Annotated in this window: 14 protein-coding genes; all 14 read left to right on the forward strand. The window is 57.3% G+C overall.

Annotation, left to right across the window (positions count from 1 at the left end):
* Nucleotides 1-14 precede the first annotated feature (14 nt).
* The 14 genes from mnmE to HFK74_RS01510 all read left to right on the forward strand — a co-directional run bounded on the left by mnmE (nucleotide 15) and on the right by HFK74_RS01510 (nucleotide 13,441).
* Nucleotides 15-1,385: a tRNA uridine-5-carboxymethylaminomethyl(34) synthesis GTPase MnmE gene (mnmE, locus tag HFK74_RS01445; RefSeq protein WP_180202061.1), complete on the forward strand. Its 1,371-nt coding sequence runs from the start codon at nucleotides 15-17 to the stop codon at nucleotides 1,383-1,385.
* Between the two features lie 551 nt (nucleotides 1,386-1,936).
* A complete protein-coding gene (mnmG, locus tag HFK74_RS01450) occupies nucleotides 1,937-3,835 on the forward strand; it encodes a tRNA uridine-5-carboxymethylaminomethyl(34) synthesis enzyme MnmG (protein ID WP_008064613.1) in 1,899 nt (632 codons plus the stop codon).
* A complete protein-coding gene (rsmG, locus tag HFK74_RS01455) occupies nucleotides 3,832-4,476 on the forward strand; it encodes a 16S rRNA (guanine(527)-N(7))-methyltransferase RsmG (RefSeq protein WP_008064612.1) in 645 nt (214 codons plus the stop codon). Before mnmG ends, rsmG begins: the two co-directional genes overlap by 4 nt.
* Nucleotides 4,477-4,494: 18 nt before the next feature.
* Nucleotides 4,495-5,292 (forward strand): ParA family protein, encoded by a 798-nt coding sequence (locus tag HFK74_RS01460; protein WP_008064610.1) that lies wholly within the window; start codon nucleotides 4,495-4,497, stop codon nucleotides 5,290-5,292.
* Between the two features lie 9 nt (nucleotides 5,293-5,301).
* Nucleotides 5,302-6,174, forward strand: coding sequence for a ParB/RepB/Spo0J family partition protein (locus HFK74_RS01465; protein ID WP_180202062.1), 873 nt, complete (start codon nucleotides 5,302-5,304; stop codon nucleotides 6,172-6,174).
* A 148-nt stretch (nucleotides 6,175-6,322) separates the two neighbouring features.
* Nucleotides 6,323-6,730 carry a F0F1 ATP synthase subunit I gene (locus tag HFK74_RS01470; protein WP_008064605.1) on the forward strand — a complete coding sequence of 136 codons (408 nt, stop codon included), beginning with the start codon at nucleotides 6,323-6,325 and terminating at the stop codon, nucleotides 6,728-6,730.
* Between the two features lie 16 nt (nucleotides 6,731-6,746).
* Nucleotides 6,747-7,616 carry a F0F1 ATP synthase subunit A gene (gene atpB / locus HFK74_RS01475; RefSeq protein WP_007969902.1) on the forward strand — a complete coding sequence of 290 codons (870 nt, stop codon included), beginning with the start codon at nucleotides 6,747-6,749 and terminating at the stop codon, nucleotides 7,614-7,616.
* A 134-nt stretch (nucleotides 7,617-7,750) separates the two neighbouring features.
* Entirely contained in the window at nucleotides 7,751-8,008 is a 258-nt protein-coding gene (gene atpE, locus HFK74_RS01480; protein WP_003097235.1) for a F0F1 ATP synthase subunit C, read from the forward strand.
* Between the two features lie 58 nt (nucleotides 8,009-8,066).
* Nucleotides 8,067-8,537, forward strand: a complete 471-nt coding sequence (locus HFK74_RS01485) for a F0F1 ATP synthase subunit B (RefSeq protein WP_008064601.1) — start codon at nucleotides 8,067-8,069, stop codon at nucleotides 8,535-8,537.
* 12 nt (nucleotides 8,538-8,549) lie between these two features.
* Complete coding sequence (locus tag HFK74_RS01490) at nucleotides 8,550-9,086, forward strand: F0F1 ATP synthase subunit delta (RefSeq protein ID WP_180202063.1); 537 nt, start codon at nucleotides 8,550-8,552, stop codon at nucleotides 9,084-9,086.
* 21 nt (nucleotides 9,087-9,107) lie between these two features.
* Nucleotides 9,108-10,652 (forward strand): F0F1 ATP synthase subunit alpha, encoded by a 1,545-nt coding sequence (atpA, locus tag HFK74_RS01495; protein WP_008064597.1) that lies wholly within the window; start codon nucleotides 9,108-9,110, stop codon nucleotides 10,650-10,652.
* 50 nt (nucleotides 10,653-10,702) lie between these two features.
* On the forward strand, nucleotides 10,703-11,563 hold the full coding sequence (gene atpG / locus HFK74_RS01500) for a F0F1 ATP synthase subunit gamma (RefSeq protein WP_008064595.1): 861 nt from the start codon (nucleotides 10,703-10,705) through the stop codon (nucleotides 11,561-11,563).
* A gap of 27 nt (nucleotides 11,564-11,590) precedes the next feature.
* The gene (gene atpD / locus HFK74_RS01505; RefSeq protein WP_008064593.1) at nucleotides 11,591-12,970 is read left to right on the forward strand and encodes a F0F1 ATP synthase subunit beta; all 1,380 of its coding nucleotides are present in this window, start codon (nucleotides 11,591-11,593) and stop codon (nucleotides 12,968-12,970) included.
* A gap of 45 nt (nucleotides 12,971-13,015) precedes the next feature.
* The gene (locus HFK74_RS01510; RefSeq protein WP_007969909.1) at nucleotides 13,016-13,441 is read left to right on the forward strand and encodes a F0F1 ATP synthase subunit epsilon; all 426 of its coding nucleotides are present in this window, start codon (nucleotides 13,016-13,018) and stop codon (nucleotides 13,439-13,441) included.
* Nucleotides 13,442-13,485 lie beyond the last annotated feature (44 nt).

A 13,485-nucleotide genomic window follows, 5' to 3' on the forward strand; every position in this document is an offset into this window, starting at 1 on the left:
CTGGATACCGGTTTATGAGCGCTCCTCGTGAAACCATTGCCGCCGTCGCCACCGCTCAAGGTCGGGGTGGTGTAGGCATCGTTCGTATTTCCGGGCCGTTGGCCAGCGTTGCCGCCGAGGCCTTCAGCGGTCGCGAACTCAAGCCGCGGTTCGCTCACTATGGCCCGTTCCTCGGTGAAAACGACGAGGTGCTCGATCAGGGCATCGCGCTGTATTTTCCCGGACCCAACTCGTTCACTGGCGAAGATGTCCTGGAATTACAGGGCCACGGTGGCCCGGTCGTCCTGGATATGCTGCTTCAGCGCTGCCTCGGACTGGGCTGCCGTCTGGCCCGGCCGGGGGAATTCAGTGAGCGTGCGTTCCTGAACGACAAGCTCGACCTGGCCCAGGCCGAAGCCATCGCCGACCTGATCGAAGCCAGTTCTGCACAGGCGGCTCGCAATGCATTGCGTTCACTACAGGGCGCTTTTTCGGCACGTGTGCATAACCTCACGGAACAACTGATCGGGCTGCGGATTTATGTCGAAGCGGCGATCGATTTTCCGGAAGAGGAAATCGACTTCCTGGCCGATGGCCACGTACTGAGCATGCTCGACAAAGTGCGCGATGAGTTATCCACCGTGATGCGAGAAGCCGGGCAGGGCGCCTTGCTGCGCGACGGGATGACCGTGGTTATCGCCGGTCGTCCGAATGCGGGTAAATCCAGCCTGCTCAATGCCTTGGCCGGCCGTGAAGCGGCCATCGTCACTGAGATCGCCGGCACCACGCGGGACGTCCTTCGCGAACATATCCACATCGATGGCATGCCGCTGCACGTGGTGGATACCGCCGGGCTGCGCGATACCGATGACCATGTGGAAAAAATTGGTGTGGAGCGGGCATTGAAAGCCATCGGCGAGGCCGATCGGGTACTGCTGGTCGTCGATGCAACCGCGCCCGAAGCGCTCGATCCTTTCGCGCTATGGCCGGAGTTCCTCGAAACCCGCCCCGATCCTGCGAAAGTCACGTTAATCCGTAACAAAGCCGATCTCACAGGCGAAGCCATGGCCCTGGAAGTCAGCGATGACGGGCACGTCACCATCAGCCTCAGCGCCAAGTCTGCAGGTGTTGGCCTGGAGTTGCTGCGCGACCACCTGAAGGCTTGCATGGGCTACGAACAGACCTCGGAAAGCAGCTTCAGTGCTCGCCGGCGCCACTTGGAAGCATTGCGTCACGCCAGTGCATCCCTTGAGCATGGCCGCGCCCAATTGACCCTGGCGGGTGCCGGCGAACTTCTGGCCGAGGATTTGCGCCAGGCTCAGCAGTCGCTGGGCGAAATCACCGGTGCATTCAGCTCCGATGACTTGTTGGGGCGAATCTTTTCCAGCTTCTGCATCGGAAAATAGTCCTTCTGCCCTCCACAGACAGGCCGTCCTGGCCTGTCTGCTTCCTCCCTTTCCAAAACAAATCCTCCAGTGCCGAGCAGATTTTTTCCGCTTGAGCGGTTTTTCCCTGCCTGAATTTCCTTTGATTGACGCTTTTCTGTGGATTAAGCCCTGTTAATAACCCCGGCTAAGGGCAGTTGATAACAGGGCCTCAAAACTGAAGATAACCACCCCTGTGGATAAGCACCTCATTCATCCACAGGCTTAAACCGGTTATCCAAGGGCCTCATTGGCACATGACCACAGGGTTTTGAATCTCTGTACACAAGGGATTTAAAGGGCTATAGCAATCTATCCACAGAAAGGCCGGTCAGTAGAAATAAACATAAAAACAAAGATTTAATAAATTTCTCTCTTTTTAATTTCTATAACCGCCACTTTTCCACAGCTGGTTAAATTTTGTGCAAAGGGTTCTTTAGGAAGGGCGAAGTCCCTATACTTGTCGACCAGGTCCAAAAACCTGAGCTCAAACTATTCCTGAATTACCTACTTAAGCAGGCACGAGGTGCGTGGTGGATTTCCCTTCCCGTTTTGAAGTGATCGTCATCGGCGGCGGTCATGCCGGTACCGAGGCAGCACTGGCCTCAGCACGTATGGGGGTCAAGACCCTGTTGCTGACGCATAACGTGGAAACCCTCGGTGCCATGAGTTGCAACCCGGCCATTGGCGGGATCGGCAAAAGCCATCTGGTCAAGGAAATCGACGCCCTCGGCGGTGCGATGGCCATTGCTACCGATAAAGGCGGCATCCAGTTTCGCGTCTTGAATAGCCGCAAAGGCCCGGCCGTACGTGCAACCCGCGCTCAGGCGGATCGGGTTCTGTACAAGGCGGCCGTGCGCGAAATCCTGGAAAACCAGCCGAACCTGTGGATATTTCAACAGGCTGCAGACGACCTGATCGTCGAGCAGGAACAAGTGCGCGGTGTCGTTACCCAAATGGGCCTGCGTTTCCTGGCCGATTCGGTGGTATTGACCACCGGTACGTTCCTCGGTGGACTTATCCACATCGGTTTGCAGAACTTTTCCGGCGGACGCGCCGGTGATCCGCCATCGATCGCGCTGGCTCACCGTCTGCGTGAACTGCCATTGCGTGTCGGCCGGTTGAAAACCGGTACTCCACCGCGTATCGACAGCCGGTCTGTGGATTTTTCGGTGATGACCGAACAACCGGGCGATACACCGATCCCGGTGATGTCGTTCATGGGCAACAAGGAACAGCATCCACAGCAAGTCAGTTGCTGGATTACCCACACCAACGCGCGCACCCACGAAATCATTGCCGCGAACCTCGACCGTTCGCCGATGTATTCCGCGGCGGGTGAAATCGAAGGCATCGGCCCGCGTTACTGCCCGTCGATCGAAGACAAGATCCATCGTTTTGCCGACAAGCAAAGCCATCAGGTCTTCATCGAACCGGAAGGTCTGACGACAAACGAGCTGTACCCGAACGGAATCTCCACTTCCTTGCCGTTCGACGTGCAATTGCAGATCGTGCAATCGATCCGCGGCATGGAAAACGCACACATCGTGCGTCCTGGCTACGCCATCGAATATGACTACTTCGACCCGCGCGACCTGAAGTACAGCCTGGAAACCAAAGTCATCGGCGGTCTGTTTTTTGCCGGGCAAATCAATGGCACCACCGGTTACGAAGAAGCTGGCGCCCAGGGTTTGCTGGCCGGGACCAACGCCGCACTGCGTGCCCAAGGAAAAGATGCCTGGTGTCCGCGTCGCGACGAAGCCTACATCGGTGTATTGGTCGACGACCTGATTACCCTCGGGACCCAGGAGCCGTACCGGATGTTCACATCCCGTGCCGAATACCGCCTGATCCTGCGCGAAGACAACGCTGACCTGCGTTTGACCGAAAAAGGCCGCGAATTGGGTCTTGTCGATGACGTGCGTTGGGCAGCGTTCTGCAAAAAACGCGAAAGCATCGAGTTGGAAGAGCAGCGTCTGAAAAGTACCTGGGTACGGCCGGGCACCGAACAGGGCGACGCGATTGCCGAAAAATTCGGCACGCCACTGACCCACGAATACAACTTGCTCAATCTGCTGAGCCGTCCGGAAATCGACTACGCTGGTCTGGTCGCCGTAACCGGTGGCGGCGCAGAAGATCCACAGGTTGCCGAGCAGGTCGAAATAAAGACCAAATACGCCGGGTACATCGATCGCCAGCAGGATGAAATCGCGCGCCTGCGGGCCAGCGAAGACACCAAATTGCCTGTGGATATCGATTACACGAACATTTCCGGCCTGTCCAAAGAGATCCAGAGCAAGCTCGGCGCGACCCGTCCAGAAACCTTGGGTCAGGCGTCACGCATCCCGGGCGTGACACCGGCAGCCATTTCCCTGTTGATGATTCATCTGAAAAAACGCGGCGCGGGCCGTCAGTTGGAGCAAAGCGCTTGAGTTCGTTGGTCACCCCGCAACACGCAGAAGAGTTATCCACAGGCGCTCGTCAGCTCGGTGTCGCTCTGACCGAAACCCAGCATGCACAGCTGCTGGGTTATCTGGCCCTGTTGATAAAATGGAACAAGGCCTACAACCTCACGGCCGTGCGCGATCCCGATGAAATGGTGTCCCGTCATTTGCTCGATAGCCTGAGCGTGATGTCGTTCGTCGAAAACGGTCGCTGGCTCGATGTTGGCAGCGGCGGCGGCATGCCGGGCATTCCCTTGGCCATCCTGTTTCCCGAGTCGCAAGTGACCTGCCTGGACAGCAACGGCAAGAAAACCCGCTTCCTGACCCAGGTCAAACTCGAGCTGAAACTGGATAACCTGCAAGTTATCCACAGTCGCGTCGAAGCGTTCCAGCCTGCACAGCCATTCAACGGGATCATCTCCCGGGCCTTCAGCAGCATGGAGAACTTCAGCAACTGGACGCGCCACCTCGGTGACACCGATACACGCTGGCTGGCAATGAAGGGCGTTCATCCCGCCGATGAGCTGGTAGCATTGCCGACAGACTTCCACCTCGATAGCGAACACGCCCTGGCCGTTCCTGGTTGCCAAGGCCAACGCCATCTGCTGATACTGCGCCGCACGGCATGATTGGGAACACAAGCAAGAATGGCTAAGGTATTCGCGATTGCGAACCAAAAGGGTGGTGTGGGCAAGACCACCACCTGTATCAACCTCGCAGCATCCCTGGTCGCAACCAAGCGTCGGGTATTGCTGATCGATCTCGATCCACAGGGCAACGCCACCATGGGTAGCGGTGTGGATAAACACGGCCTGGAAAATTCGGTCTATGACCTGTTGATCGGGGAATGCGATCTGGCCCAGGCCATGCATTTCTCCGAACACGGCGGTTACCAGCTGTTGCCGGCCAACCGGGACCTGACCGCGGCCGAAGTGGTTCTGCTGGAAATGCAGATGAAGGAGAGCCGCCTGCGCAGTGCGTTGGCGCCGATCCGTGAAAACTACGATTACATTTTGATCGACTGCCCGCCGTCACTGTCGATGCTGACCTTGAACGCACTGGTTGCCGCCGACGGGGTGATTATCCCCATGCAGTGCGAGTACTTCGCACTCGAAGGCTTGAGCGACCTTGTGGATAACATCAAGCGCATCGCCGAGCTGCTCAATCCGAACCTCAAGGTCGAAGGCCTGTTGCGTACGATGTACGACCCGCGCCTGAGCCTGATGAACGATGTATCGGCCCAGCTCAAGGAACACTTCGGCGATCAGCTGTACGACACGGTCATTCCGCGCAACATTCGCCTGGCCGAAGCGCCGAGCTACGGCATGCCGGCCCTGGCGTACGACAAATCATCGCGCGGTGCCGTGGCCTACCTGGCCCTGGCGGGCGAAATGGTCCGTCGCCAACGCAAAAACTCACGCATCGCCGCTGCTCAGGCAACTTAAGGAATCCCCATGGCCGTCAAGAAACGAGGTCTCGGACGTGGACTGGATGCACTGCTGAGTGGTCCGAGTGTCAGTGCGCTGGAAGAACAGGCAGTACTGGCCGATCAGCGCGAGCTGCAACACCTGCCGCTGGACCTTCTGCAACGCGGCAAGTACCAGCCGCGTCGCGATATGGATCCCCAGGCGCTGGAAGAGCTGGCGCAATCGATCAAGGCACAGGGCGTGATGCAGCCGATCGTGGTGCGGCCGATCGGTGGCGGCCGCTACGAAATCATTGCCGGCGAACGCCGCTGGCGCGCCAGCCAGCAGGCTGGCCAGGAAACCATCCCGGCGATGGTGCGCGACGTTCCGGATGAAACCGCGATCGCCATTGCGCTGATCGAGAACATCCAGCGCGAAGACCTCAATCCGATCGAAGAAGCGGTGGCCTTGCAGCGCCTGCAGACGGAATTCCAGCTGACCCAGCAACAAGTCGCCGAAGCCGTGGGCAAGTCCCGGGTAACCGTGGCCAACCTGCTGCGCCTGATTTCGTTGCCGGAAGTTATCAAGACCATGCTGTCCCACGGCGACCTGGAAATGGGTCATGCCCGGACATTGCTCGGTTTGCCGGATAATCAACAGGTTGAAGGGGCGCGACATGTTGTCGCACGCGGGCTGACTGTGCGCCAGACTGAAGCACTGGTACGCCAGTGGTTGAGTGGTAAACCGGAGCCTGTGGAACCCTCCAAACCGGACCCGGATATTGCCCGCCTGGAACAGCGCCTGGCCGAGCGCCTAGGCTCTGCGGTGCAGATCCGCCACGGGAAGAAGGGTAAGGGACAACTGGTCATTGGTTACAATTCTTTGGATGAACTTCAGGGCGTGCTCGCACACATCCGCTGAAACAATTCCTTATGTAGCGCGCAGTCGGAAATCACTACCTGACAGTTGAATAGGGGCAGAACCGCCCCTATACTCTGCGCGCATTTTGTCGGCACAAATTATGCCAAGTTATTGAATTCTGGCAGCCGACCATTGGAGAGCAATAGTGATGGAAACCCGCACGCCAAACCGCTTGCCCTTCCATCGCCTGGCAGTTTTTCCGGTGTTAATGGCTCAATTTGTCGTTTTGCTGATTGCTGCTTTGGCGCTCTGGCAATGGCATGGAGTCGTTGCCGGGTACTCGGGACTTTGCGGAGGCCTGATAGCCTTGCTGCCCAATGTTTATTTTGCTCACAGGGCATTTCGGTTTTCCGGCGCCCGAGCAGCCCAGTCCATCGTCCGGTCTTTTTATGCCGGCGAGGCAGGCAAACTGATTTTGACGGCAGTGCTGTTTGCACTGGTGTTCGCAGGTGTGAAGCCACTGGCACCGATTGCAGTATTCGGTGTCTTCGTGCTGACTCAGTCGGTCAGCTGGTTCGCTCCCCTGCTGATGAGAACAAGACTTTCGAGACCTTAGGGCGTTTGAGGCAACCATGGCAGAAACAACCGCTTCGGGCTATATCCAGCACCACTTGCAGAACCTGACTTTCGGTCAGCACCCTACCGGCGGCTGGGGCTTTGCCCACACCGCAGCAGAAGCCAAGGAAATGGGCTTCTGGGCTTTCCACGTCGATACACTCGGCTGGTCGGTCGCATTGGGTCTGATCTTCGTTCTTCTTTTCCGCATGGCGGCCAAGAAAGCGACTTCCGGTCAGCCTGGTGCTTTGCAGAACTTCGTTGAAGTATTGGTCGAATTCGTCGATGGCAGCGTGAAAGACAGCTTCCATGGCCGTAGCCCGGTGATTGCACCGCTGGCACTGACAATCTTCGTCTGGGTGTTCCTGATGAACGCCGTCGACCTGGTACCGGTCGACTGGATTCCTCAGCTGGCCATCCTGATCTCCGGCGACCACCACATCCCGTTCCGCGCCGTGTCGACTACCGACCCGAACGCGACGCTGGGCATGGCGTTCTCGGTTTTCGCACTGATCATCTTCTACAGCATCAAGGTCAAGGGCCTCGGCGGTTTCATCGGCGAGCTGACCCTGCACCCGTTCGGCAGCAAGAACATCTTCGTTCAGGCCCTGCTGATCCCGGTGAACTTCCTGCTGGAATTCGTGACCCTGATCGCCAAGCCGATCTCCCTGGCTCTGCGTCTGTTCGGCAACATGTATGCCGGCGAGCTGGTGTTCATTCTGATCGCTGTGATGTTCGGCAGCGGCCTGCTCTGGCTTAGTGGCCTGGGCGTTGTTCTGCAGTGGGCGTGGGCTGTGTTCCACATCCTGATCATCACCCTGCAGGCGTTCATCTTCATGATGCTGACCATCGTTTACCTGTCGATGGCGCACGAAGAAAACCATTAAGACCAGTTTCGACTAGTCTGATGTCCCTCCCGGTCAAACGGGAGGGTGCTCCTCACGGGGCATCTGAAACGATTTGTTTTACCGCTTTAAATTAAAAAAACCTAAACCATACGACGTAAAAGTCGGGAGGAAAGATGGAAACTGTAGTTGGTCTAACCGCTATCGCTGTTGCACTGTTGATCGGCCTGGGCGCACTGGGTACCGCAATTGGTTTCGGCCTGTTGGGCGGCAAGTTCCTGGAAGGCGCAGCGCGTCAGCCAGAAATGGTTCCAATGCTGCAAGTTAAAATGTTCATCGTTGCCGGTCTGCTCGACGCCGTAACCATGATCGGTGTTGGTATCGCTCTGTTCTTCACCTTTGCGAACCCGTTCGTTGGTCAAATCGCTGGCTGATTACTCGGATCTTCCGGGTAATTTGGTGTGATGGACAACGTAACTGCGAGGTGTTGGCGTGAACATTAATGCGACCCTGATTGGCCAGTCCGTTGCGTTCCTGATTTTTGTACTGTTCTGCATGAAGTTCGTATGGCCTCCGGTCATTGCGGCATTGCACGAACGTCAAAAGAAGATCGCTGATGGTCTGGACGCTGCCAGCCGTGCAGCTCGCGACCTGGAGTTGGCCCAAGAGAAAGCGGGTCAGCAACTGCGCGAAGCGAAAGCTCAGGCAGCTGAAATCATCGAGCAAGCCAAGAAACGCGGTAATCAGATTGTTGAAGAGGCTGTTGAAAAAGCCCGTATCGACGCTGACCGTGTGAAGGTTCAGGCTCAGGCCGAGATCGAACAGGAACTGAACAGTGTCAAAGACGCGCTGCGTGCCCAAGTGGGCTTGCTGGCAGTCGGCGGCGCCGAGAAGATCCTGGGTGCCACAATCGATCAAAACGCGCACGCAGAGCTGGTTAACCAACTGGCTGCTGAAATCTAAGCGAGGGCGATCATGGCAGAACTGACCACGTTGGCCCGACCTTACGCTAAGGCGGCCTTCGAGCACGCTCAGGCCCACCAGCAACTGGCCAATTGGTCAGCCATGCTCGGCCTGGCTGCAGCGGTGTCGCAAGACGACACCATGCAGCGCGTGCTCAAGGCCCCGCGACTGACGAGCGCAGAAAAGGCCGCCACGTTCATTGACGTGTGCGGCGACAAGTTCGATGCCAAGGCACAGAATTTCATCAACGTCGTTGCCGAAAACGACCGTCTCCCGCTGTTGCCGGAGATCTCCGCTCTGTTCGACCTGTACAAGGCCGAGCAAGAGAAGTCGGTAGACGTTGAAGTGACCAGTGCATTTGCATTGAACCAAGAACAGCAAGACAAACTCGCCAAGGTTCTCAGTGCACGACTCAACCGGGAAGTGCGCCTGCAAGTTGCGGAGGATGCCGCCCTGATAGGTGGTGTCGTAATCCGCGCCGGCGACCTGGTTATCGATGGCTCGATTCGCGGCAAAATCGCGAAACTTGCCGAAGCATTGAAATCTTGAGTTTGAAGGGGCAGCAGAGCAATGCAGCAACTCAATCCTTCCGAAATAAGTGAAATTATCAAGGGCCGCATCGACAAGCTCGATGTGACCTCCCAAGCCCGTAACGAAGGCACTGTCGTCAGCGTATCTGACGGTATCGTGCGGATTCACGGTCTGGCCGACGTAATGTACGGCGAGATGATCGAGTTTCCGGGCGGCGTCTACGGTATGGCCCTCAACCTGGAGCAAGACTCCGTAGGTGCCGTTGTACTGGGCGCTTACCAGTCTCTGGCTGAAGGCATGAGCGCCAAGTGCACCGGCCGCATCCTCGAAGTTCCGGTTGGTAAGGAACTGCTGGGTCGCGTAGTCGACGCACTGGGTAACCCTGTTGACGGCAAAGGTCCACTGGGCAACACCGAGACCGACGCGGTCGAGAAAGTTGCTCCAGGCGTGATCTGGCGTAAGTCGGTAGACCAGCCTGTACAGACTGGCTACAAGGCTGTCGATGCCATGATCCCTGTCGGCCGTGGCCAGCGTGAGCTGATCATCGGTGACCGTCAGATCGGTAAAACCGCTCTGGCGATCGACGCGATCATCAACCAGAAGAACAGCGGTATTTTCTGCGTCTACGTAGCCATTGGTCAGAAACAATCGACCATCGCCAACGTAGTTCGCAAGCTGGAAGAAAACGGCGCCCTGGCCAACACGATCATCGTGGCTGCCAGTGCTTCGGAATCTCCTGCGCTGCAATTCCTGGCACCGTACTCCGGTTGCACCATGGGTGAATTCTTCCGCGACCGCGGTGAAGACGCGCTGATCGTTTATGACGATCTGTCCAAGCAAGCAGTGGCTTACCGCCAGATTTCCCTGCTGCTGCGCCGTCCACCAGGCCGTGAAGCTTACCCAGGCGACGTGTTCTATCTCCACTCCCGTCTGCTGGAGCGCGCATCCCGCGTTTCGGAAGAGTACGTAGAGAAGTTCACCAACGGCGCAGTGACCGGCAAAACCGGTTCCCTGACCGCACTGCCGATCATCGAAACCCAGGCTGGCGACGTTTCCGCGTTCGTTCCGACCAACGTGATTTCCATCACCGACGGTCAGATCTTCCTGGAATCGGCCATGTTCAACTCGGGCATCCGCCCTGCAGTGAACGCCGGTGTTTCGGTATCCCGTGTGGGTGGTGCCGCTCAGACCAAGATCATCAAGAAGCTGTCCGGTGGTATTCGTACCGCCCTGGCTCAGTACCGTGAACTGGCGGCATTCGCCCAGTTCGCTTCTGACCTGGACGAAGCGACCCGTAAGCAACTTGAGCATGGTCAGCGCGTTACCGAGCTGATGAAGCAGAAGCAATACGCCCCAATGTCGATCGCTGACATGGCGTTGTCGCTGTATGCCGCTGAGCGTGGGTTCCTGACTGACGTCGAAATCACCAAGGTCGGCAGCTTTGAACAAGCGCTGATTGCTTACTTCAACCGCGATCACGCCGAATTGATGGCGAAGATCAACGTGAAGGGTGACTTCAATGACGATATCGACGCTGGCATGAAAGCCGGTATCGAGAAGTTCAAGGCCACCCAAACCTGGTAAGCCGCAGCGGGAGCCGCAAGGCTCCCGCTTGCTAACCTGATAGGTGTTACATGGCAGGCGCAAAAGAGATTCGCAGTAAGATTGCGAGCATCAAAAGCACGCAAAAAATTACCAGCGCCATGGAAAAAGTGGCGGTCAGCAAAATGCGCAAGGCACAAATGCGCATGGCTGCTAGCCGTCCTTATGCGGAGCGCATCCGCCAGGTTATTGGGCATCTGGCCAACGCCAACCCGGAATACCGCCACCCGTTCATGATCGACCGCGAAATCAAGCGTGTTGGTTATGTCGTAGTGAGCAGTGACCGTGGTCTGTGCGGTGGCTTGAACACCAACCTGTTCAAGGCCCTGGTCAAGGACATGGCGGTAAACCGCGAGAAAGGCGTCGAGATTGATCTGTGTGTAGTGGGTAGCAAGGGTGCGGCCTTTTTCCGCAACTTCGGCGGCAACGTCGTAGCAGCTATCAGCCACCTGGGTGAAGAGCCGTCGATCAACGACTTGATCGGTAGCGTCAAAGTGATGCTGGATGCCTACCTGGACGGCCGTATTGACCGCCTGTCCGTGGTATCCAACAAGTTCATCAACACCATGACGCAACAGCCTACCGTGGAGCAATTGATTCCACTGGTGGCAACCCCGGATCAAGACCTCAAGCACCACTGGGACTATCTCTACGAACCGGATGCCAAAGAGCTGCTTGACGGCTTGATGGTCCGCTACGTTGAGTCGCAGGTCTACCAGGCGGTGGTCGAGAACAACGCGGCTGAACAAGCTGCGCGGATGATCGCGATGAAGAACGCTACCGACAACGCCGGTGATTTGATCAGCGATTTGCAGCTGGTCTACAACAAGGCGCGTCAGGCTGCGATCACCCAAGAGATCTCGGAAATCGTCGGCGGCGCTGCCGCGGTTTAACGGTTCAAATATTCAGAGGATCCAGCTATGAGTAGCGGACGTATCGTTCAAATCATCGGCGCCGTTATCGACGTGGAATTTCCACGCGACAGCGTACCGAGCATCTACAACGCGCTGACAGTTCAAAGCGCGGCCGCAACCACCCTGGAAGTTCAGCAGCAGCTGGGCGACGGCGTGGTTCGCACCATTGCGATGGGTTCCACCGAGGGCTTGAAGCGCGGTCTGGAAGTGACCGACTCTGGCGCAGCCATCTCCGTACCGGTCGGTAAAGCGACCCTGGGCCGGATCATGGACGTACTGGGCAACCCGATCGACGAAGCTGGCCCAATCGCCACCGACGAGCGTTGGGGCATCCACCGTGCAGCGCCTTCGTTCGCTGAACAGGCAGGCGGCAACGACCTGCTGGAAACCGGCATCAAGGTTATCGACCTGGTTTGCCCGTTCGCCAAGGGTGGTAAAGTTGGTCTGTTCGGTGGTGCCGGTGTAGGCAAAACCGTAAACATGATGGAACTGATCCGTAACATCGCCATCGAGCACAGCGGTTATTCCGTGTTCGCAGGTGTGGGTGAGCGTACTCGTGAGGGTAACGACTTCTACCACGAGATGAAGGATTCCAACGTTCTGGACAAAGTGGCACTGGTTTACGGTCAGATGAACGAGCCGCCGGGTAACCGTCTGCGCGTAGCACTGACTGGCCTGACCATGGCCGAGAAGTTCCGTGACGAAGGTAACGACGTTCTGCTGTTCGTCGACAACATCTATCGTTACACCCTGGCCGGTACTGAAGTATCCGCACTGCTGGGCCGTATGCCTTCGGCAGTAGGTTACCAGCCGACCCTGGCTGAAGAGATGGGCGTTCTGCAAGAACGTATCACTTCGACCAAGGAAGGTTCGATCACTTCGATCCAAGCGGTATACGTACCTGCGGACGACTTGACCGACCCGTCGCCAGCGACCACCTTCGCCCACTTGGACGCCACCGTCGTTCTGTCCCGTGACATCGCTTCCCTGGGTATCTACCCAGCGGTAGACCCACTGGACTCGACTTCGCGCCAGCTGGACCCGAACGTAATCGGCCAGGACCATTACGACACCGCTCGCGGCGTTCAGTACGTTCTGCAGCGTTACAAAGAACTGAAGGACATCATTGCGATCCTGGGTATGGACGAGCTGTCGGAAGCCGACAAGCAGTTGGTAAACCGTGCTCGTAAGATCCAGCGTTTCTTGTCGCAGCCGTTCTTCGTGGCTGAAGTCTTCACCGGTGCATCGGGTAAATACGTTTCCCTGAAAGACACCATTGCTGGCTTCAAAGGCATCCTCAACGGTGACTACGACCACCTGCCAGAACAAGCGTTCTACATGGTTGGCGGCATCGAAGAAGCGATCGAGAAAGCCAAGAAACTGTAATCCCGGCGCCCGGTAACGGGCGCTAATTTAGGTTGAGGCAATCAGATGGCTATGACAGTCCATTGCGATATCGTCAGCGCGGAAGGAGAAATCTTTTCCGGTCTGGTCGAGATGGTGATTGCGCACGGTGCACTGGGTGATCTTGGTATCGCCCTGGGTCACGCGCCGCTGATCACTAATCTGAAGCCAGGTCCGATCCGCCTGGTCAAGCAGGGCGGGGAAGAGGAGGTGTACTACATCTCCGGTGGTTTCCTCGAGGTTCAGCCGAACATGGTCAAGGTTCTTGCCGACACCGTGCAACGTGCTGCCGACCTGGACGAAGCTTCCGCTCAGGAAGCCGTCAAGGCTGCCGAGAAGGCCTTGCATGAGCGGGGCGCGGAATTCGATTACGGTTCCGCTGCCGCACGTCTGGCCGAGGCCGCAGCCCAGCTGCGTACCGTCCAGCAGATCCGCAAGAAGTTCGGCCACTAAGGCGGCACTTGTTGTGTGATTGATTAAAAAGGGTAGCCTCGGCT

The organism is Pseudomonas sp. SbOxS1, assembly GCF_013416725.1.
Taxonomy (GTDB): Bacteria; Pseudomonadota; Gammaproteobacteria; order Pseudomonadales; family Pseudomonadaceae; genus Aquipseudomonas.

Excerpts from the sequence above, each read along its gene's own strand:
- mnmE (WP_180202061.1), top strand. The coding sequence starts at position 15 with ATGAGCGCTCCTCGTGAAACCATTGCCGCCGTCGCCACCGCTCAAGGT.
- HFK74_RS01460 (WP_008064610.1), top strand. The coding sequence starts at position 4,495 with ATGGCTAAGGTATTCGCGATTGCGAACCAAAAGGGTGGTGTGGGCAAG.
- HFK74_RS01465 (WP_180202062.1), top strand. The coding sequence starts at position 5,302 with ATGGCCGTCAAGAAACGAGGTCTCGGACGTGGACTGGATGCACTGCTG.
- HFK74_RS01470 (WP_008064605.1), top strand. The coding sequence starts at position 6,323 with ATGGAAACCCGCACGCCAAACCGCTTGCCCTTCCATCGCCTGGCAGTT.
- atpB (WP_007969902.1), top strand. The coding sequence starts at position 6,747 with ATGGCAGAAACAACCGCTTCGGGCTATATCCAGCACCACTTGCAGAAC.
- atpE (WP_003097235.1), top strand. The coding sequence starts at position 7,751 with ATGGAAACTGTAGTTGGTCTAACCGCTATCGCTGTTGCACTGTTGATC.
- HFK74_RS01490 (WP_180202063.1), top strand. The coding sequence starts at position 8,550 with ATGGCAGAACTGACCACGTTGGCCCGACCTTACGCTAAGGCGGCCTTC.
- atpA (WP_008064597.1), top strand. The coding sequence starts at position 9,108 with ATGCAGCAACTCAATCCTTCCGAAATAAGTGAAATTATCAAGGGCCGC.
- atpG (WP_008064595.1), top strand. The coding sequence starts at position 10,703 with ATGGCAGGCGCAAAAGAGATTCGCAGTAAGATTGCGAGCATCAAAAGC.
- atpD (WP_008064593.1), top strand. The coding sequence starts at position 11,591 with ATGAGTAGCGGACGTATCGTTCAAATCATCGGCGCCGTTATCGACGTG.
- HFK74_RS01510 (WP_007969909.1), top strand. The coding sequence starts at position 13,016 with ATGGCTATGACAGTCCATTGCGATATCGTCAGCGCGGAAGGAGAAATC.